The following is a 20,018-nucleotide window of genomic DNA, read 5'->3' as shown; positions in this document are numbered from 1 at the left end:
GTCTCCTGTTTAACCGCGGCGGCGCGGCTATTGGCAGCGGATGCGATTCCGCGTTCCCCGCCGTTTTTATAGCCGGCGATACCGACGATGATGCGTGCTAAGATCGCCGCGAAAGAGGATCAAAATCTGCATATTGGGGGATCGAAATTCGCAAGCCCGCCGCTCCGACTGAACCGGTCAAAGACGTTGCCGCGCTCGTGCTGCCAGGCAGTTATCTGTCGAGCGTTGGCGCGCTCGTAGACGGATTCGCGCTGATCGCACGACACATATCTGGTCAATTCGCTCCTCCCTACCGGCACACGATGAAGACGCAGGTGCGCCTTCTGGGCGCCAATGGAAACAGCCTGGAGTTCGCTGGCGGGCGGAGGATGGAGAGTGACGGGAACCTGCTCGGCGATACCGAGTACCGCATCGTCTATGTCCCGGCTTTTGCGGTCGCCAGTGAAGAGGCACTCGTTACGCTCCTCGACCACGCAGAGCCCGTGACGGACTGGTTGCGCTGGCAGCGAGCGCGGGGAGCAGTATTGGCAGCCAGCGGCACGGCAGGCGCGCTCCTCGCGCAGGCGGGGTTGCTCGACGGTGGCCCGGCAGCGGTCCCGCGGGTGCTCAGAAGCCTGTTCCGGTCGCGCTTTCCAAAGGTGCGCGTGGACCCCAGCTCCACGATCGCCGAGCATGACGGCGTGCACACTTGCAGCGTGCCGGCAAGCGAGTGGCAACTCGTGGCCCGCCTCGTCGATCGTGCGATATCGCCGCATACCGCCCAATGGCTCGCATCGACGACCGGCACCGACGGCGAGCGCGAGGAAGGCCGCCTGACGAGCGACGATCCGCTCGTAAGCAGCGCGCAATTCTGGCTCGCGCAGCGTTTCGCTCAGGATTTCAAGATCAGCGAGCTGGCGGATCTTCTCGCCGTCAGTCATGCCACGTTGCTGCGTCGCTTTACCCGTAGCTTGGGCGTGACGCCGCGTGCCTATGCGAGTTCACTGCGCATCGAGTCTGCCAAGAGGATGCTGCGCAACACGCAGATTTCCATCGAGCAGATCGCCGTTATGGTCGGCTATTCGGACGTGCGCGCATTTCGCAACATCTTTCGCAAGCACGTTTCGACGAGTCCTTCCGCGTATCGGCGGCGTGGCACCGACCGCGAATGAAGGCGGCCTGCGCTCAGGCCGAGTATTTGTCGAGTTCCGCTTTGCCGAAATCGGTCGTCCGAAAGCGTTCGAGCAGGTAGTCCACGAAAACCCTGACTTTCGCGGGCAGATACTGGCGGTGGGGATAGTGCACGTAGATGCGTGGCCCTACACCCTCCGCCTCGTCTCCGCGCACCCTGTAGTCGGGAAGCACGATCTTGAGCGCCCCGGAGTGCAGATACGGCAGCACCACAGGCACCGAGGACGGCGTGATGCCGGCGCCGCTGAGCGCGGCGATCAGGCTGGTATCCGGCTGACCCGCGACGGTGAGGCGGCCGCGGGGATGATGGATGAACGCTTTTTCCCCGCGGTTGGCTCGTTTTCGCGTACCGCCGGGCAAGCGTTCGAGATGTAGCGCAGCGAGCCCAAAAGGCATCCGGATGCCGATGAAGTCATGTTCGGCTAGTTGATCCGGCGATTGCGGCACGCCCTTGCGTTCGAGGTAGTCCTGACTCGCGACCAGTACGATTGGGTAGTCACACAGCGGACGGGACACATGGTTGGTTCCTCGCCCGCGCGCATGCTGAATGCTCACGTCGACACCGTCATTGACCAGACTTGGCGCAACCTCGTCGTAGCTGATGTCGATTTCGACGAGCGGGTAGCGTTGCAGAAACTCCGCGATCACCGGAGTCAGGCAATGCCTCCCGAACGTGGGCGTCACCGAAACCTTGACCACACCTTCTGGATGCTCAGGGCTACGGCGCACATCCGCGACGGCTTCGTCGAGTTGACTCAACAACGGCGCTACGCGTTGAAAGAACTGCCGCCCTTCACTCGTGAGACTGAGCTTGCGGGTGGTCCGGTTGAAGAGGCGCACGCCCAGTTCACGCTCCAGTGCGGCAATGCTCTTGCTGACGGCAGGCGGTGTGACCTGGAGCCGGGTTGCCGCTGCGATGAAGCTGCCGCAACGGACTGCCTGAACGAAAGGCTGCAGGTTTCGGATTTCGGGCATCGTCAATTAATGAAAAAAAATCACTCTAGATGTTCCGGCCGGTAAGCAGTGTAAAGCATGAGCCGTCGCTAGAATCGAATTTATCAGAGCCGGCTCGCGTCGCGCGTCAGCCGGCCAGCAGAACGTTCAGGAGACGACACCACCGACCGCGACGGCGCGCCCGGCGTCCGTTCCTGCACGCGTCTTCTGCGTCCAGAAGTCAAACGCTCAATGGAACAGCACATGTCACTTTCCCCATCGCACCAACACCCGCTCGACGTCCCCGGCCGACTCTTTATCGGCGGCGCGTTTGTCGAAGGTGACGGCGTCGCCAGCGTCGAGCATGTCAACCCTTCGACGGGTCGTTCTCAGGCCACTGTGCGCCTAGGTAGCGCGAGCGACATCGACTACGCCGTCAAGACGGCCAAGGCGGCGCAACGCGTATGGATGGAGATGGGGCCACGCGCGAGGACACGATCCTTCAGGCGCCTCGGCGAGCTGCTCGAAGCGAACCAGCAGCAGTTGGCATTTCTCGGTGCCCGGGAGTCCGGCATTCCAGTGGGACTGCCGCTGATGGACATGGCGCTGGGCTGGGTCGATCACTATTTGGGCTGGATCGACAAGATCGAGGGTTCGTACGGCGAGTCTTATCCGGCGCCGGGCTTCAACTACACCCGGCGAGAGCCTTATGGTGTGGTGGGTGTCATCATTCCCTGGAACGGTCCGCTGATGGCGACCTGCATGATGGCGCTGCCGGCAATCGCAGCCGGCAATGGCGTCGTTCTGAAGCCGCCAGCGCTTGCGCCTTTCGTCGCGCTGCGAATCGCTGAACTCGCTCACCAGGCCGGCTTGCCAGCGGGGCTGTTCAACGTCGTGCCCGGCGAGGCCGAGGCTGGCGAGGCGCTCGTGGCTCATCCCGACGTCGCCAAGGTCACGTTCACGGGCGGCGAAGGCGTCGCGCGGCGTGTGATGGCGACGGCCGCGGCATGTTTGAAGCCGGTCGCGTTGGAACTAGGCGGCAAGTCCGCCAATCTCGTCTTCGAAGACGCCGATCTCGACGCCGCGGCGATCCAGGCGGTGTATGGCGCGTTGGGGCTGAGCGGGCAGGGTTGCGTGAACCCGACGCGGTTACTCGTGCACCGATCCCGCTACGACGAAATGGTGGCGCGCGTCGCGGCGGTGGCTGCCAGCATGAAGGTAGGCGATCCCTTCGATTCCGCCACTGTCGCCGGACCGGTGATATGCCAGTCGGCTTGCGATCGTATCCTTGGCATCATCGCGCAAGCGCGACGCGACGCGAAGCTGGTTGCGGGCGGCGAGCGATTGGGGGGTGAACTGGCCAACGGTTTCTTCATCCAGCCGACCGTGTTTGCCGATGTGCAGCCCGGGAGTGCCCTCGAACAGAACGAGGTGTTCGGTCCCGTGTTGTCGATCACTCCATTTGCCGATGACGCGGAGGCATTGGCGATCGCCAACGGTACGCGTTATGGGCTCGGTGCGTATCTGCACACCAATGATCTGGACCGGGCGCACGCATTCGCCGAGCGCCTCGATGCGGGCTACGTGAACATCAATGGCTTCGCCTCGATGGCACCGTGTGCGCCGTTCGGCGGATACCGTCAAAGCGGCTTCGGCAGAGTGGGTGGCTGGGCCGGTATGGAAGAGTATCTGCAACTCAAGAATGTTTTCGTTGCACGCAGAGAAGGCAAGCGATGAGCGAAAGCGTTTTCGACTATATCGTGATCGGCGGCGGTTCGGCTGGTTGCGTAATTGCGGCGAGATTGAGCGAGAATCCTTCGACACGCGTATTGCTGCTGGAGGCGGGCAAGGAGGGAAAGGGATTTCTGTTCGACATGCCAGCGGGCAGTTTCGCGCTGATGGGCAATCCCAAGGCAGACTGGATCTATCCGACCGCGCCGGACCCGTCCGCCGCTGGGCGCGTGACGACATGGGCAGCTGGAAAGGCGCTAGGTGGAAGCAGCAGCATCAATGGGATGGTTTATATCCGTGGCCAGCGTGGAGATTACGACGCGTGGCGGGACAGCGGCTGCCCGGGCTGGGGATTCGACGATCTACTTCCGTATTTCCGCAAGTCCGAGAACTTCACCGGCCCCGCATCCTCGGCGCACGGCTCGGATGGTCCGCTGACGGTGTCGCCGCCGCGCGTATTGCATCCATTGGCACATACCTTTCTCGAGGCTGCGGGGCATTGCGGCATGCCAGCGCGTTCCGAGTATTGCGCAGGCGACGTGCATGGATCATTCATCGTCTACGGCACCACGCGCAAGGGCAAACGCTGCAGCGCGCGCAAGGCCTACCTCGAACCTGCGCTAGATCGACCGAACCTCACTGTCACGACTGACGCGGTCGTCGACCATGTGCTCTTCGAAGAACGGAGGGCGATTGGTGTGAAGGTGATCGTCGCAGGCGAGAGTCGGACATTTACCGCTCGCCGCGAAGTCGTGCTGAGTGCGGGAACGATCGCTTCGCCGAGCGTGTTGCTGCGATCCGGCATCGGCGCTGGTGCCGATCTGTCCGCGATGGGTGTTGAAATCGTCGCCGATCTGCCCGGCGTTGGCCGCAATGTGCAGGAACATTGCGGAGTTTCACAGAGCCGACTGACCGACGTGCCGACGTACAACACGATGGTGGGCCCGCTGCGTCTCGCGGGACATCTGCTGAAGTATGCAACGGTAAAGAGAGGGATTCTGACCTCGATAGCCGTCCACGCGATGGCCTACGCGCGCAGCGCACCCGAATTGGCCGAGCCGGACATCGCCATGAGCTTCTTGCCGCTGGCGATAGGTTTCGTCGGCGGACATCCCGCGCTGGCGAAGCAGGCAGGCGTCACGATCGGCTCGCAGGTACTGAGACCCCATGGCCGCGGACGGGTCCGCCTGAAGGATCTCGATCCGCGCTCGAAGCCGCTGATCGAGCACGCGTTGCTTGGTGATCCACGCGATCTTGCGTTGACCATCAAGGGCAGCCGTCTCGTGAGCGAGGTGTTTGCCGCAACCCCGCTGGCGAGACACGTGATCGGAGATCATGAACCTGCGTCGTTGCCCGAAAGCGATAGTGCATGGGAGGCCTACGTGCGCCAACGCGTGGGCATCGGCTACCACCCGATAGGCAGTTGCCGGATGGGAGCCGACGACATGGCCGTAGTCGACACCCGGTTGCGTGTTCGCGGTATCGAGCGGCTACGCGTGGTCGACGCTTCCGTCATGCCGAGCATCATTTCGGGCAACACGAACGCCGCGACGATCGCCGTGGCTGAGAAGGCGGCGGAGATGATTGTCGCGGGTTGATCTTCGCGTCAGCTCGCCTGAAGTGGTGTTCGCATGCGGCGGTCTTACGCGCCAGTTCGGCTCAGCAGCACGTTCCGTTCGTCACGCGAGAGCGTGAAAACACACAGCATTTCGGCGAGGCGCTCAGTCTGCTGCTTCATGCTATCGGCTGCGGCCGTGTGCTGCTGAACGAGCGTCGAGTTCACCTGCGTCATGCGGTCCAACTGTTCTACCGCAACGCTTACCTGACTGACTCCGGCTGACTGCTCTCGCGATGCCTCGGCGATCTGGCTGACCAGATTGGTTACGCCACGAACTTGCGCAACGATGTCGGCAATCGTCTTGCCCGCCGAATCGACCAGCTTCGATCCTCCTTCGACCGTTTCGACGCTTTGCGTGATCAACGCCTTGATTTCTTTTGCGGCCTGCGCGCTGCGTTGAGCGAGGTTCCGGACCTCGCCCGCTACGACGGCGAACCCGCGTCCGTCTTCGCCGGCTCTCGCGGCTTCGACCGCGGCGTTCAGGGCCAGAATGTTGGTCTGGAAAGCAATGGCATCGATAACGGAGATGATGTCCGATATCTTGCTGCTCGACTGCGTGATTTTCTCCATCGTCGAGATGACCTGATCTACTACTCGTCCTCCATCTTCGGCTGCTTGGCTCGCGCGGGCTGCCAGACTACTCGCCTGTCTGGCCGCGTCGGCATTGTGACCCACCGTCGAATTGATCTGCTCCATCGAAGCAGCCGTCTCTTCGAGACTGCTGGCCTGGGTTTCCGTTCGTCCGGAAAGCTCGAACGTGCCCGCGGCAATATCGTTCGTTGCCTGTTGCATGGTCTTTACGCCATTGCGGACGTCGAGCACGGTGGCACGCATGTTGATACTGACCTGATTCAGGGTTCGGAGCACATCGCCGATTTCATCGCTTCGAACACTGTGGCAAGTGGCGCTCAGATCGCCCGCGGCAATCTTCATCGCTGTTCGCGCGGCTTCCTGCAACGGGGCGGCGATGACGCGAGACAGGAACACGCCTGCAGCGGAAGTCAGCAGAATCAGGGCGACGAGTTCGCTCCAGAATGAGAAAGAGGAAAGACCGTCGGCGCAGCTCGCCAGTCCGAGTATGTCCACCAGGGTGAGTGCGCAGAGGGCGCCCCAGATGTAGCGCTTAAGACCAACCGAACGAATTCGGCCGGCGGCCTTGCCAAAGATGCCGCGGCGCACGATGCGCCCTTGTTCCCACCCGAGCTTGCCGTCATGGTCAGAACGAAAACGTCGATACAGTGCTTCGGTCTGCTCGATCTCACCATCAACCGGCTTGCTGAGAACCATCAGGGAGCCGATGTATCGTCCGTGCGAAACGAGTGGCGCCATGTTCAAACGGCACCATACGAGTGTGCCACGCTTGCAGGCGAGCTTGATAAGTCCACTCCAGGGCTTGCCCTGCCTGACAGCCGCTCCGAGGTCGGCCAGTACCGGCTGGGGAACGTCGCGTATACGGTCCGCTCCCTGCGTAGCCTGAAGTTCCTGCAGCGAAAAGCCCGTGACGCGTTGATAAACCGGGTTCGAATAGACCACCTGAGATTGCGCGCCTACGCAGCAGACCATCAGCTCATGGTCCTGCAGCTCGTATTCGCGATTCGTATTGTCCTGTTGCCCCATATCTGTCCAAGCTCACTTGAGCTGTCTTTGGTTATTATTCGTATTGTAGAACGGCATTCGAAAATGTATGTGTATCGCTGCTTGACGTCAAGCTGGGAAGCACCCGATATGACGTTGGGTCCGCGTGCACCAAGCCGCGTTCAACAATGTGACCAGGGTTCGTCCGCGGTGCCCCGCAACGGGACAAAGGAGATATGCTGGTGGCACCCGATATCAAAGTCATATCAGCTCATGGAATTGCGGCATCTCAGACATTTCGTTGCGGTTGCGGAGACCCAGCACTTTGGCCGTGCGGCCGCGCGCCTGGGCATGGCACAGCCACCGCTCAGCCAGTCGATCATGCGGCTGGAGGAGCAGCTCGGTATCAAACTGCTGGAACGCACACCGCGAGGCGTTTCGCTCACACCCGCCGGAGCCGCGTTGCTCGCGGAAGCGAAGCCACTGATCGCGCAAGCGGAGCTGGCCGAGCGGCGCGTGCGGCAAGCCGCCGACGAACTGGCGAGTTTGAGCGTTGCGTTCGTGCCGATGTGCGCGGTGCGAATCATGCCGCTAGCCATTCAGGGGCTCCGCAAGCAGTGGCCGGGTGTCGACGTCCGGCTGATCGAGCGCGGCAGTGCTTTGACCGTTGCCAGCGTGAAAAACGGCAGCATCGACATGGGCGTGGTAGTCACCAGCGCCGCGGACGTCTCGGGTTTGGAAAGCGTGGTCATCGAGCGTCTGCGCGTGGTCGCCGCGGTTCCCGCGAAGTGGCCCGTGGCGACGCAGCGTTCGATTCGCATCGCGGATCTCGCGCGATATCCGCTCATCATGTTCCCTCAGCAGATGTCGCAGCCGCTCTTCGCCGCGTTCGAGGCAGCGCGCCGCGAGGCGGGGCTGTCGCCGCGCGTGACCCAGCAAGCCCGCCATCCTTATACGATGCTCAATCTCGTGGCTCACGAACTGGGTGTCGGCCTGATGCTGGACTCGGCGCGTTACTTGCCCGTGGAGGGTGTCGCCTACATCGACATCGAGGATGTTCCAGCTTCAGGCGAGACCGAAGTGTCGCTGGTGTGGGCGGATAGGCCTCACAAGCCCTACCATCGTTCGATGCTCGACATCATCCGTGACATCGCGTCGTCGACGGCTACGTGATACGCGCAGTCGCTGCTCCTTCCATCATTCGGATCCTCGTTTATCTTGACACCATCAAGTGGTGCGTTTATTTTTCCGAATGACGTTCAGAAAATAACTTGCTCGCGACGCGAGCCAAAGGAGGAGCAGTGAGCACGAATGTGGCGAGTCTTTTTAATCTCGATCAGAAAGTAGCGGTAGTGACAGGGGCAGGTTCGGGCATCGGACGTGAGACGGCTCTGCTGCTGGCGTCGGCCGGCGCGGCGGTGGTTGCGGCGGATCTGAACGAGGAAGCGGCGCAGCAGACGGTCAAGCAAATCGAAAGCGCATCTGGCAAGGCTATCGCGGTCAAGGTGGACATCGGCAATGAAGCGTCGATTCTCGCGATGTACGAAACCGTGCAGGCGAAGCTCGGGCGCCTCGATATTCTCGTCAACAACGCCGGTATCTATCCAAAGACGCAATTCGTCGAGACGTCGGCCGAGAAGTGGGACAAGGTGCTCGGCGTCAACCTGCGCGGCACCTTCCTGTGCATGCGCGAAGCGATCAAGCGGATGCAGGGTGCCAAAAACGGCGGCTCGATTATCAATATTTCGTCGGTGGCTTCGCTGCAACCGGTGATTTTCGACAACGGTGACTACGGCGCGTCGAAGGCGGGTGTCAACAACCTCACCAAGGTGGCGGCTCTCGAATTCGCACCACACGGAATTCGCGTGAACGCGGTGCTGCCCGGCGGCGTGGCAACCGAGGGCGCGGCCGCATCGACGAAGGTTCATCAGGCCCACGGGCCGATCACGCAGCCTGGCCGCATGCCGCTCGGCCGCATCGGTGTCGCCTCCGATATCGCGAGGGCAGTGCTGTTCTTCGCATCGCCGGCATCGGACTATGTCACCGGGCAGCTTCTCGCTGTCGACGGCGGCTTCCAGGTCTCCTGATCGCTCCGTCCGCATCTCATTGCCGGCCCGTTGCACACATGGCCATGTGTGCAACGGGCGCTCGCGCATGCGACTCGGTCTATCCCTTGACGGCTAGTGAAAACACCGACGTCATTAATTGAACGACTTGTTGCATAACGGTTTTCCGTGACCTACGATGTCTATCTAGAGGCGCCATGCAAGCGCCCGCCAGGCATAAGTCTGATCGGAGACATGCGATGTACTTTCTCGACAGCGATTTACGTGGTCCTCTTGCGGACTATACGTTCGACTATCGTCGTCAGCGCGCTGAAAAAGGCGCTGCCTCGTCGGACGAATCGGCTCGCGCAAAACAGCCGAATTGGGTGGCGCGTGCACTGGGTGCGATGGCGCCTCGTACTCTCGACAGACTGCGCACGGAAGGGCGGACGCGATGAAAACGCTTACCCGCGAGAGCGCACGAGAAGCGCGCAGAGTGTGGCTGCCGCTCATTCTTCTGTCGATTTCAGCAGCAGCGGTCTGGCTGCTGCAACGTGACCTGCACATCGAAGAACTAGGTCGGTCCGCGCTTTTCGGCGTCGTGATGACCTTTGCCGTGCTCGGCTTGACGGCACTTGCGGGCATCATCGGATGTGCGATCGCGAGCCGTGCGCGAGCGCAGGAAACTGACTTGTCGACAGGCGAAGGCTATTGCTTCGTTGGCGCCGTGATCGGCGCGGTCGTCTTTTTTGTCGCCATGACTATCTAACGGTAAAAACGATGAATGAAGAGTTGAACGCACGCGTTGAAGCGCTGTTGGACAAGCAGGACATACTCGAATGCGTGCACCGTTATTGCCGCGGGGTCGACCGCATGGACCGTGAGTTGACGCTGTCTGCATACCATCCGGACGCAATCGACGATCACGGCGCATTCGTTGGAAATGCAGAGGAATTCGTCGACTGGGCCTTTGCATACCATACCGAGCATCAGTTGTCGCACCACCATATGGTGTTCAATCACAGCGTCGAATTGCAGGGCAACGAGGCGCACGCGGAAACGTACTGGCTTTTCTTCGGTGAAAATCGCGTCAAGCCGGATACGCTGGCGGTGGGGCGCTATATCGACCGCTTCGAGAAGCGGGATGGCGTGTGGGCGATCGCCGCTCGCGTCTGCATCTCTGAAGCTATCAATGAACTGACGCCTGCAGAAGTACCTGCGGCATGGCGCGAAATCCTGATGAGCAACGGCGTTAGTTCAAGAAATCGTGAGGACGTTTCTTATGAACGGCCTCTGATGACGCGTCAACCCGCCGAGGTTTGAAGCGGTACGCAAGCCTCTGACGACGCTTGCTGCGGCTACGCGAATCGATTGTTCCAGAAAGCCAACGTCGGCTCGAAGCCGACGTTGGCTTTTAGCTATTGGGTAAAGGAGTATTCGCGCCGTGACCGACAATCGAGAGAAACTCGCGGCGCGTGGAAGGGTCGTCACGGAATGCGCCCAGCATTCGACTCGTCACCAGCGACGCGCCCGGCTTATGCACGCCTCGCGTGCTCATGCACTGATGTGCGGCTTCGAGAATGACGGCGACCCCCTTGGGTTGCAGCACGGTGTTCAACGCGTCGGCGATCTGAACGGTCATCTTCTCCTGAATCTGCAGACGCTTGGCATAGACATCGACGAGGCGCGCGAGTTTGGAAATGCCGACCACGCGATGCTCGGGCAAGTAGGCAACGTGCGCGCGTCCGATGATGGGCACCATATGATGTTCGCAGTAGCTTTCGAAGCGGATGTCTTTTAGCACCACCATCTCGTCATAGCCATCCACTTCGGAAAACGTGGTTGCGAGAATCTGCATCGGATCGGATTCATAGCCCGAAAAGAACTCCCGGTACGCGCGCGCGACGCGCGCAGGTGTTTGAACGAGGCCTTCCCTTTCGGGGTTGTCGCCTGCCCACCGGATGAGCGTACGTACCGCTTCTTCCGCCTGATCCTGCGTCGGGCGACCCGACGCTTGCTCAGCGCTAATCTCGTTGTCTCGCTTGTTCATCAACTCTCCTGATCGTTCATGCCTCATGCAGTCACATCCGCGCTCGCGCGTGCAGCACATGAGCATCGGCAACGGAGAAAAGTGTATATAATTGCACGATGTTCGTAAATATAAACGATTGGCGCATTTCACACGCGACGCTCGACCGCTGCACCGTGACGAATCAGGATGCACTTACACAGGAATCAGCAGATGAAAACGCGCATTACAGAGTTGCTTGGGATTCGATACCCGATTGTTCAAGGGGGCATGATGTGGGTGGGCCGCGCGGAATTGGCCGCTGCCGTCTCGAACGCCGGTGCGCTCGGCACCATCACCGCGCTCACGCAGCCCACCCCAGAGGCGTTGTGCAACGAGATAGGTCGCGTTCGCTCGATGACGGATCAGCCGTTCGCCGTGAACCTGACAATCCTGCCGACGATCAAGCCGGTGCCGTACGACGAGTACGTGCAGGCGGTCGTGGAGAGCGGTGTGAAGATCGTCGAGACGGCAGGACGCAATCCCGAGCCGTATATGCCGTCATTCAAGGCCGCGGGAATCAAGGTGATTCACAAGTGCACGTCGGTGCGTCACGCGCTGAAAGCCGAGGCGTTGGGGTGCGACGCCGTCAGCGTGGATGGATTCGAATGCGCCGGCCATCCCGGTGAGGACGACGTGCCGAACCTGATCCTGTTGCCGGCCGCGGCCGCCAAGCTGCGCATCCCGATGATTGCCTCGGGTGGCATTGCGGATGCGCGCGGCATGGTCGCCGCACTCGCGCTCGGCGCGGACGGCATCAACATGGGGACGCGTTTCATGGCAACGCGGGAGGCGCCGATTCACGAGAACGTCAAGCGCAAGCTCGTAGAGCATGATGAGCGCAATACGGCGTTGATCTTTCGCACGCTGAACAACACGTCGCGTATCTTCAGGAATTCGGTAGCGGAGCGAGTGCTGGAACTCGAGCATAAAGAGGGTGCGACGTTTGCGGATCTCAAGCCGCTGGTCAGCGGGGAGCGCGGCAAGCGTATGTACGAGACGGGCGATACCGAAGACGGCACGTTCCCGGCCGGTCTCGCAATCGGGCTTATCGAAGATATTCCCACCTGCGCCGAACTTGTGAATCGGATGATTGCTGAGGCGCGCGCACTCGTTCACGGCCGGCTGACCGCGCTCGTGGATGAGAGCTGAGGTCGAAACAAGACGGCAATCGAATAGGGCTGTCCCCGCTTCGGATTCAGCGGGCGTGGACAGCCGATACAGTCATTAAGAGCGCTGTCAGGCGTGCGAGCTCAGATGACGGTGTTCCTCGAGCCGTTCGAGATGAGCCAGCAGCGACCGGGACGCGGCTGGCCACAGTCTCTCGGGAACATCGGTGTAAGCAAGCCGCAGCCATTCGTCGATCGAACCGCTCGGCAGTGTCTTCACAGCCTCCGCGATCTTTGCTTCCCGGGCAAGTCGGTGTGCCTTGAGGCGCGCGATCTGATCACGCGCGCGGTCGAGTACGTACCCGTGTGCGGGGAGAATAAACTCGATCTCACGTTCGGTACAGATCGCGTCGAGTCGGTCTAGTGACGCAAGGTACGCGGTCATATTGCCGTCCGGAGGATCGATGATGGTCGTGCTGCCATTCAGAATGTGATCGCCGCTGAATAGCAGTCCGTCCTCCAGAAGCGCCAGGCACACGTGGTTGCTTGCGTGTCCCGGAGTCGAGATCACGAGCAATCGATGCGTCTGTCCGTCATGCGCAAGCGAGAGCACCTCGCCGTCGAGCAATTCACGATCGGGAACGAAGTGATTGCTTGCCTTGGCGGCAGGTCCAGACGCCACGCCGAGGATAGGTGGCTTGTGCGAGCACATAGACTGCAGCGGCCTCGCCCCCGGTGCATGGTCCACGTGGGAGTGCGTGCAGACGATCATTCGAATGTCGCCGCCCGTTGCCGAGAAGATGCGTTGAAGATGCGCCCGGTCGCCTGGCCCCGGATCGACGACGATGAAGCCCGTCGCCGCCGTGCCTACGATGTAGCTATTCGTGCCTGGACCCGTCATCAAGCCGCCGTTCGTTGCCGTCAACCGCATCACGTTTCGCAGCAGTGGGATCGCTTCTGTGAATCGCCAATCGAGACAGTGCAGCACCTGGCCATCGGGGCAAACGAGGCGCAGTTCGCCGTATGGGGTATCGCCTTCCATGCACCGCATGACACTGCCCGCTTTCATTCCACCACGCGGACAACTGCTCCAGAGTGACTTTTCCGCCCTACACGCGGCGAGCAGTGCATCGACCGAGTCGAACGAGCGAAGGCGCTCAAGCGTGCGCACGGTCGGGAAGATCATCGCGAAGTCGCCAGCCGCATGACGTGCGAGCGCATCGTCGGGACGGACCCACAGGGGTTCGAATTGCTCGGCGCCGTCCGCGACCGCGGTTTGATCGACGGGCATGCGCGCCACGAAAAACTGGACATCAAAGCGCCGCGGCAGATCGCGGTCGGTGATCCAATGGGCAAACGGATAAACGCAATCCGCGGCGAGCGTGAGCCCATGCCGCGAGCAATGGTCCTCGATCGGCGTTGCCCGTTCGAGCCTCGCAATATCGTGGTCGTCGACGAGCACACCGTCGTGTCGCCATGCCAGCAGCACGCCGAGTTCTTCGAATGTTTCCCGAATAGCGGCTACAGCCTGAACCGCTTGAGTGTCGTCTTGCGTGGCGCGCCGTCGTGCGCCGCCGGCGATTCTTGCATCGGAGGAGTCGATCGCGCCGCCAGGAAAGACGAACGCGCCCGGCGCGAAGCTCGCCTGCGCCGAACGTCGCGTCATCAGCACTTCGATGGTGGGCGAACCTTCGTACTGCGCGTCGCGGACCAGCAGCATCGTCGCGGCGGGGCGTGGCGCCACCGGCTGTCGTTGCGGGTGAAGCAGTTGTTCGGGACGTACCACGTCTCTCCCTCTGGTTGAACGGATAACGCTGCGGGAAGCCTTAAATGCGCTCGAAGATGGCTGCGATGCCTTGCCCCCCGCCGATACACATCGTCACGAGCGCATAGCGCCCGCCGCAACGATGCAACTCGTGAATGGCTTTGACCGCGATGACAGCGCCGGTTGCGCCAATCGGATGGCCGAGCGAAATGCCCGATCCGTTCGGGTTGACCTTGGCGCCGTCGAATTCCAGTTCCTTCGCCACCGCGCAAGCTTGCGCGGCGAAGGCCTCGTTCGCTTCGATCACATCGAGATCGGCGACGGTCAAGCCCGCGCGCTGCAACGCCTTCCGTGTTGCAGGCACCGGACCAATGCCCATGAATTGCGGGTCGACGCCCGCGTGAGCCCAGGAGACGAGTCGCGCGAGCTGACGAAGGCCGCGTTGCTCGGCTGTGCGGCGGGCCATCAACAGAACAGCTGCGGCGCCGTCGTTGAGCCCCGACGCATTGCCGGCCGTGACCGTACCGTCTTTCTGGAACGCCGGGCGCAATTTGGCGAGATCGGCGAGGGTCGTGCCCGACCGCACATGCTCGTCGGTATCGAAAGCGATCTCGCCTTTTTTCGTACGCAATGCTACCGGCACGATCTGCTCGCGGAAGTTGCCGTCATGAATGGCTTGGGCGGCGCGCCGGTGCGATTCGACGGCGAGCGAGTCCTGGTCGTCGCGCGTGATGCCGTACTTCTTCGCGACGTTTTCTGCGGTGACGCCCATATGGCAAGCACTGAACGGATCAGTCAACGCGCCGACCATCATGTCGATCAGACGGATGTCGCCCATGCGCGAACCCCAACGCGCGCCGGTCGCCACGTAGGCTGCGCGCGACATGCTTTCCGCACCGGCGCCGATCGCAATGTCGGTGTCGCCGTGCGCGATGGCTTGGGCGGCGGAGACGATCGCCTGGAGGCCGGAGCCGCACAGCCTGTTGAGCGTCAGCGCCGGTGCTTCGGCGCTGACGCCGCCTTCCATCGCGGCGACGCGCGCGAGATACATGTCGCGAGGCTCGGTATGGATCACGTTGCCGAACACCACGTGACCCACATCTTCACCCGGCAGATTGGTACGCTCGAGCAGCGCGCGCACGACTGTTGCGCCTAGCGTCGTGGGCGGAACGCTCGATAGCGCGCCACCGAAATCTCCAATAGCGGTGCGAACGGCAGCGGTGACGACGACCTCATCCGGCATGATGGCTCCTTGGTCCCGGGATCGGTTTCGATCCGGTTTCATGTTTAGAAATATGAATGATGTTCGAAAAGTAGCGCATTTTCGGCGTCATGTCCACGCAATTGTGCGGTGCGCAAGGATCAGATCGTGCTGCGCATTTCGTGCTTCATTCGCGTCGGACAGCGCGTTCGATATCCGGACTTACTCGTGGGTCAGAACGGATAGACGCGGGTTCGATTTCGCGCTATGCTGGTTCAACATGATGATCAACGTTCAATTATTGGTTTGTCTTTGATCCGCGAGATTTCCGGGTATCGGATGGCAATGCGAGCGCGCGCGGGACATGACTTGCCAGATAACAACAGGACGACTCAGATGGATGCAGGTACGGCTTCGCACGATGCCCTGATGGATGTGCCGTTTCGCCCGATCCGCCTCGGCAGCATGGATGCGATCGTCGAGCGAAGGCCCGACGGCAGCGTGGTGTATGAACTGAAGGAACCGCTCGAACCGTATCCCGCCCGCTTGACGGAGCGGCTCGAACACTGGGCGCGCGTCACGCCCGAGCGTGCGTTGCTCGCGCGTCGGACGCCGGACGGCAAGTCATGGGAGTCTCTGACCTATCGGCAGGCGTTCGACGGTGCGCGTGCGCTAGGGCAGGCGTTGCTCGATCGAGGTTTGTCGCCGTCCCGTCCGTTGATGATTCTTTCGGATCGGAGCTTCGAACATGCGCTGTTCGCGCTCGCCGCATTGCACGTCGGGGTTCCCTATATTCCGGTGACGCCCGCGTATTCGCTGTTATCGCAGGACTTTTCGAAGCTCAAGCAACTCGCGGCCGTATGCACACCCGGCCTCGTCTTCGCGGACGACGGCGCGCAATATGGCCGTGCATTGCGCGAGGTGTTCGGCGACGTGGAATGTGTCGTCGTCGGGCCGTTGCCGGAGGGACGTGCCGGTTCGCGTGTCGCCGACTGGCTGAAGACGCCCGTTACGGCCGACGTCGAAAAAGCGTTCAACGCGGTCGGTCCGGATACGGTGGGCAAGATCATGTTTACGTCTGGAACGACAGGCGCACCGAAAGGCGTGATCTACCCGCAGCGCATGTTGTGCAGCAATCGACAGCAAGTCGCACAGGTGTTCGCGTTTCTTCAGGACGGGCCACCGGATCTCGTCGACTGGTTGCCGTGGCATCACACCTTCGGCGGCACGCACAACTTCGGCATGGTGTTGTACGGCGGGGGTACGTACTACCTGGACCCAGGCAAGCCGACGCCGGAGGAAATCGGACCGACGGTGCAAGCGTTGCGCGAAATCGCCCCGGTCGTCTACCTCAATACGCCCCAAGGGCTAGCCGCGCTGATTCCGCATCTGAAGGCGGACGAGGCGATGCGCAAAAAATTCTTCAGCAAGCTCGCGCTCATCTACTACGGTGGTGCAAGCCTGCCGAAGCACATCTGGGCGCAACTCGACGAGCTCGCGGTGCGCACCATCGGCCAGCGTGTTCTGATCATGTCGGGCATCGGCGGCACGGAAGCGGGCCCCACGCCGATGTCGGCAGCTTGGGATCCGCGACGCGAGGCGATTGCGGGCTTGCCCGTGCCCGGCGTCAAAGTAAAAGTGGCTCCGGTGGACGAGAAGCTGGAAATCCGCTTTTTCGGCGACTGTGTTACGCCCGGCTACTGGAAAGATCCCGAGCGCACCGCCGCCTCGTTCGACGATGAGGGCTATTTCCGCTCAGGGGACGCCGCAACCTTCATCGACCCGCGGCGTCTCGAACTTGGACTGCGTTTCGACGGACGCATCGCGGAGAACTTCAAGCTGTCCACGGGCACATGGGTCAACGTCGCGGAGTTGCGCCTGTACGCGCTGAACGTGTTTGGCGCGTATGCGCGCGACATCGTGATCGCCGGGCACGACCGCGAATACCTGAGCGCGCTTGTCTTCCCTGACATCGAAGCATGCCGTGCGCTTTGCGACGATCTTCACGATCCGATGCCGAACGTCGACCAGATCATCAACAGCCGCGGCGTACGCGCCTTCTTCCAGGCGGGTCTCGATAAGCTCGCCGCGCGCGCTGGCGGTAGCTCGGCCCGGATTGTGCGCATCGTGCTCGAAAGCGAGCAGCCAACGCTCGATAACGGCGAATTGAGCGCGAAGAGCGCAATCAGTCAACGCAACGTGCTCGAGCGGCGGCGTAGTGTCGTGGACGAGCTCTATTGCGTGCCGCCTACGCCGCGCACCCTGGTCGGTAACACTGCCGCTGCAGCGGATGCAGATCGAGTTCAACGTACTGAAAACGCTGGAAGCTAAACAATGGATTTTCGCGTAGACCCCGCGGACATGGCGTTCCGTGAAGAAGTTCGGGCCTTTCTCAAGCAGCATTTGCCGGCGGATATGGCCTTTCGAGGGCAGCAGGGCTTTCTCGCAGGCGACGACGATTCGCAGCGCTGGACCCGCATTCTGCATGAGACGCGCGGATGGTCGGTACCGCATTGGCCCGTTGCCGACGGCGGCACAGGCTGGAGTGCGATGCAGCGCTACATATTCGAGGAAGAGTGCTATCTGGCGGGTGCACCGGCGCAGAATCAGGCGGGTGTGTCGCTGGTTGGCCCGGTGATTTGCGAGTTCGGCAACGAAGAGCAGAAGCGCCGCTTTCTGCCGCCGATTCAACGCGGGGAAGTGTTCTGGGTGCAGGGTTTTTCGGAGCCGGGCTCTGGCTCCGATCTCGCGTCGCTGCGTACGACGGCGGTTCGCGATGGGGACCATTACATCGTCAACGGGCAGAAGATCTGGACCAGCTTCGGCACCTCTGGCCAATGGAATTTCGTGCTGGTGCGCACGGATACCGACGCGAAGCCGCAAAAGGGCATTTCCTTTTTGCTGCTCGACATGACGTCGCCCGGTGTTACCGTGCGCCCCATCGGCTCGCTCGACGGCTGCAACCACCTCGCCGAAGTGTTCTACGACAACGTGCGCGTGCCCGCCGAAAACCTGATCGGCGAAGTGAACAAAGGCTGGGGGTATACGAAATTTCTGCTCTTCAACGAGCGTGCGTTTCTCGGCGCCGAGGCCCCGGCGCTCAAGCGCTATCTCCGCAAGATCCGGCATTACGCGTCGCGCGAGCACGCGGCCGGCAAGCCGTTGATCCAGGACCCGACGTTTGCGGCGCGTCTTGCGCAGTATGAACTGGAGGTTCGCGCCATCGACATGGCGGTGCAGAAAATCCTGCATCAAGGAATCGACGAGCGCAGCGGCGGAATGGCAATCGGCTCCATGCTCAAGGTGCGAGGCTCGGAGCTCCATCAGAAGCTGACCGAGATGCTGCTCGAGGTGATCGGCGACTACGGCGCCGTGTTCTATCCCGATCCGAACGAAGAGCGCGCGCTGCGCGACGCGTCGTTTATCGGGCCCGAGTACGCGCCGGGCCTCGCGGCAGAGGTTTTCTATCGACGTGCTTGCACGATCTATGGCGGGACGGCCGAAATTCAGCGAAACATCATCGCCAAGGCGATGTTCGACCTGTGAGCTCGAGTCGATCCGCGAACATCCGTCGATTCCCGTTGGGGGGAATCGCATCAATTGCCGGCAGAAAGAGGGTGCAGCATGGATTTTGAGTTGAGCGACGAACAGCGGATGCTGCAGGAAAGCGCGCAGCGCTTCGTGCAAAAGAGCTATACGTTCGAACATCGCCGCAATCTGGCCTCGGAAGCGGGGGGCTTTTCGCGCGACACGTGGCGCACGCTCGGCGAAATGGGCTGGCTCGGTATCGCCGTGCCGGAGGAGATGGGGGGGCTCGGTTTCTCTCCTGTCGAAAGCGCCATCGTGGCCGAGCAGATCGGCCGCGCGCTGGTGTTGGAACCGTATGCGATGTGCGGTGTGTTTCCCGCGTCGTTGGTTACTCGCTGTGGGCGCGAAGGGCAGCGCGAGACGCTGCTTGCCGAGATCGTTTCGGGCGAGGCGGTCTATGCGGTCGCACACAGCGAACGCGAGGCGCGAGGCCAGGTGCACTACGTGACGGCCACCGCCAGGAAGACCGCCGACGGGACCTGGCGGCTGGATGGCTACAAGACGCTCGTGGTGGGCGCGCCCGTTGCCGATCGCCTTCTCGTCGTCGCGCGCACGTCGGGCGCGGCGACCGATAAGGATGGCATCGGGATTTTCGTCGTCGATCCGAAGCAGACAGGCGTGACGCTCAAGACCTGCGCGTTGCTCGACGGCACGCCATCGGCCGACTTGCTGCTCGAAGGTGTCATCGTCGCGCAATCCGATGTCTTAGGGGAAGCGGGCAATGCTTTCGATGGGCTGCAGGCCGCCGTCGACGAAACCATCGTTTCGATCTGTGCTGAACTCGTGGGTGACATGGAGGACGCCATCGAACTCGCTTCGGAGTATCTGAAGACGCGCAAGCAGTTCGGCGTTGCGATCGGCAGTTTCCAGGCGCTGCAACACCGGATGGCCGACATGGCGATCGATGCAATGCAGGCGCGAGCAACACTACACCGTGCATTGCTCGCGCTCACCGAGAACGGGCCAAATAGAAGCGTGGAGGTTTCGGGCTGCAAGGCGCAGACCACTCGCAGCGCGAAGTTCGTGACGCAACAAGGCATCCAGTTGCACGGCGGTTACGGCATCACGAACGAATACAAGGTGGGGCATCACTATCGCCGTCATCTGGTACTCGACGCATTGTTCGGCAACATGGATTACCACCTGAATCGTTACGCGTGCCAGATTCAGTGCGAGGCATTGGCTGCAGTGGCGTGAACCCTATCGAGGCATTGC

17 protein-coding genes are annotated in these 20,018 nt (G+C 61.6%); 12 read left to right on the top strand and 5 right to left on the bottom strand.

Going from position 1 to position 20,018, the window contains the following annotated elements; all coding sequences use genetic code 11:
• Window positions 1–302: 302 nt before the first annotated feature.
• The gene (locus GCT19_RS06355) at window positions 303–1,151 is read left to right on the top strand and encodes a GlxA family transcriptional regulator (protein ID WP_227749200.1); all 849 of its coding nucleotides are present in this window, start codon (window positions 303–305) and stop codon (window positions 1,149–1,151) included.
• Window positions 1,152–1,164: 13 nt separating this feature from the next.
• On the opposite strand, the gene GCT19_RS06350 is transcribed toward GCT19_RS06355, so the two are convergent.
• Entirely contained in the window at window positions 1,165–2,145 is a 981-nt protein-coding gene (locus GCT19_RS06350) for a LysR family transcriptional regulator (RefSeq protein WP_152851354.1), read from the bottom strand.
• Window positions 2,146–2,367: 222 nt separating this feature from the next.
• Here GCT19_RS06350 and GCT19_RS06345 point away from each other — a divergent pair, with 222 nt between their 5' ends.
• Together GCT19_RS06345 and GCT19_RS06340 are read left to right on the top strand one after the other, a co-directional pair.
• Window positions 2,368–3,840 carry an aldehyde dehydrogenase family protein gene (locus GCT19_RS06345; protein WP_152851353.1) on the top strand — a complete coding sequence of 491 codons (1,473 nt, stop codon included), beginning with the start codon at window positions 2,368–2,370 and terminating at the stop codon, window positions 3,838–3,840.
• Window positions 3,837–5,432: a GMC family oxidoreductase gene (locus GCT19_RS06340; protein WP_152851352.1), complete on the top strand. Its 1,596-nt coding sequence runs from the start codon at window positions 3,837–3,839 to the stop codon at window positions 5,430–5,432. The genes GCT19_RS06345 and GCT19_RS06340 overlap by 4 nt, the downstream gene beginning before the upstream one ends.
• Window positions 5,433–5,476: 44 nt before the next feature.
• On the opposite strand, the gene GCT19_RS06335 is transcribed toward GCT19_RS06340, so the two are convergent.
• Complete coding sequence (locus GCT19_RS06335) at window positions 5,477–7,069, bottom strand: methyl-accepting chemotaxis protein (protein WP_152851351.1); 1,593 nt, start codon at window positions 7,067–7,069, stop codon at window positions 5,477–5,479.
• On the opposite strand from GCT19_RS06335, the gene GCT19_RS06330 reads away from it, so the two are divergent.
• The 5 genes from GCT19_RS06330 (at window position 7,022) to GCT19_RS06310 (ending at window position 10,395) form a co-directional block, all read left to right on the top strand.
• Window positions 7,022–8,200, top strand: a complete 1,179-nt coding sequence (locus GCT19_RS06330; RefSeq protein WP_227749199.1) for a LysR family transcriptional regulator — start codon at window positions 7,022–7,024, stop codon at window positions 8,198–8,200. The two genes, GCT19_RS06335 and GCT19_RS06330, sit on opposite strands and share 48 nt — an antisense overlap.
• A 128-nt stretch (window positions 8,201–8,328) precedes the next feature.
• Window positions 8,329–9,114: an SDR family NAD(P)-dependent oxidoreductase gene (locus GCT19_RS06325; RefSeq protein ID WP_018436029.1), complete on the top strand. Its 786-nt coding sequence runs from the start codon at window positions 8,329–8,331 to the stop codon at window positions 9,112–9,114.
• Window positions 9,115–9,332: 218 nt separating this feature from the next.
• On the top strand, window positions 9,333–9,530 hold the full coding sequence (locus GCT19_RS06320; protein WP_084598383.1) for a hypothetical protein: 198 nt from the start codon (window positions 9,333–9,335) through the stop codon (window positions 9,528–9,530).
• 38 nt (window positions 9,531–9,568) lie between these two features.
• Window positions 9,569–9,841: a hypothetical protein gene (locus tag GCT19_RS06315; protein WP_018436030.1), complete on the top strand. Its 273-nt coding sequence runs from the start codon at window positions 9,569–9,571 to the stop codon at window positions 9,839–9,841.
• Window positions 9,842–9,852: 11 nt separating this feature from the next.
• Window positions 9,853–10,395, top strand: a complete 543-nt coding sequence (locus GCT19_RS06310; protein WP_152851349.1) for a nuclear transport factor 2 family protein — start codon at window positions 9,853–9,855, stop codon at window positions 10,393–10,395.
• 91 nt (window positions 10,396–10,486) lie between these two features.
• On the opposite strand, the gene folE is transcribed toward GCT19_RS06310, so the two are convergent.
• A complete protein-coding gene (folE, locus tag GCT19_RS06305; RefSeq protein WP_152851348.1) occupies window positions 10,487–11,122 on the bottom strand; it encodes a GTP cyclohydrolase I FolE in 636 nt (211 codons plus the stop codon).
• Window positions 11,123–11,314: 192 nt separating this feature from the next.
• Here folE and GCT19_RS06300 point away from each other — a divergent pair, with 192 nt between their 5' ends.
• Window positions 11,315–12,292 carry an NAD(P)H-dependent flavin oxidoreductase gene (locus tag GCT19_RS06300; RefSeq protein ID WP_026228804.1) on the top strand — a complete coding sequence of 326 codons (978 nt, stop codon included), beginning with the start codon at window positions 11,315–11,317 and terminating at the stop codon, window positions 12,290–12,292.
• A gap of 87 nt (window positions 12,293–12,379) precedes the next feature.
• Here GCT19_RS06300 and GCT19_RS06295 read toward each other — a convergent pair whose 3' ends face one another.
• Together GCT19_RS06295 and bktB are read right to left on the bottom strand one after the other, a co-directional pair.
• Entirely contained in the window at window positions 12,380–14,035 is a 1,656-nt protein-coding gene (locus GCT19_RS06295; protein ID WP_321576768.1) for an MBL fold metallo-hydrolase, read from the bottom strand.
• 40 nt (window positions 14,036–14,075) lie between these two features.
• Window positions 14,076–15,257, bottom strand: coding sequence for a beta-ketothiolase BktB (gene bktB / locus GCT19_RS06290; protein WP_152851347.1), 1,182 nt, complete (start codon window positions 15,255–15,257; stop codon window positions 14,076–14,078).
• Between the two features lie 354 nt (window positions 15,258–15,611).
• Between bktB and GCT19_RS06285 the strand changes: the two genes are divergently transcribed.
• The 3 genes from GCT19_RS06285 (at window position 15,612) to GCT19_RS06275 (ending at window position 20,000) form a co-directional block, all read left to right on the top strand.
• Window positions 15,612–17,546, top strand: a complete 1,935-nt coding sequence (locus tag GCT19_RS06285; RefSeq protein WP_152851346.1) for an AMP-binding protein — start codon at window positions 15,612–15,614, stop codon at window positions 17,544–17,546.
• Window positions 17,547–17,549: 3 nt separating this feature from the next.
• Window positions 17,550–18,761 carry an acyl-CoA dehydrogenase family protein gene (locus GCT19_RS06280; RefSeq protein WP_152851345.1) on the top strand — a complete coding sequence of 404 codons (1,212 nt, stop codon included), beginning with the start codon at window positions 17,550–17,552 and terminating at the stop codon, window positions 18,759–18,761.
• A 78-nt stretch (window positions 18,762–18,839) separates the two neighbouring features.
• Complete coding sequence (locus GCT19_RS06275; protein ID WP_152851344.1) at window positions 18,840–20,000, top strand: acyl-CoA dehydrogenase family protein; 1,161 nt, start codon at window positions 18,840–18,842, stop codon at window positions 19,998–20,000.
• Window positions 20,001–20,018 lie beyond the last annotated feature (18 nt).

This window comes from Paraburkholderia atlantica (assembly GCF_009362785.1).
In the GTDB taxonomy this organism is placed as follows: Bacteria; Pseudomonadota; Gammaproteobacteria; order Burkholderiales; family Burkholderiaceae; genus Paraburkholderia; species Paraburkholderia atlantica.
This window is presented reverse-complemented; position numbering and strand designations above follow the sequence as displayed.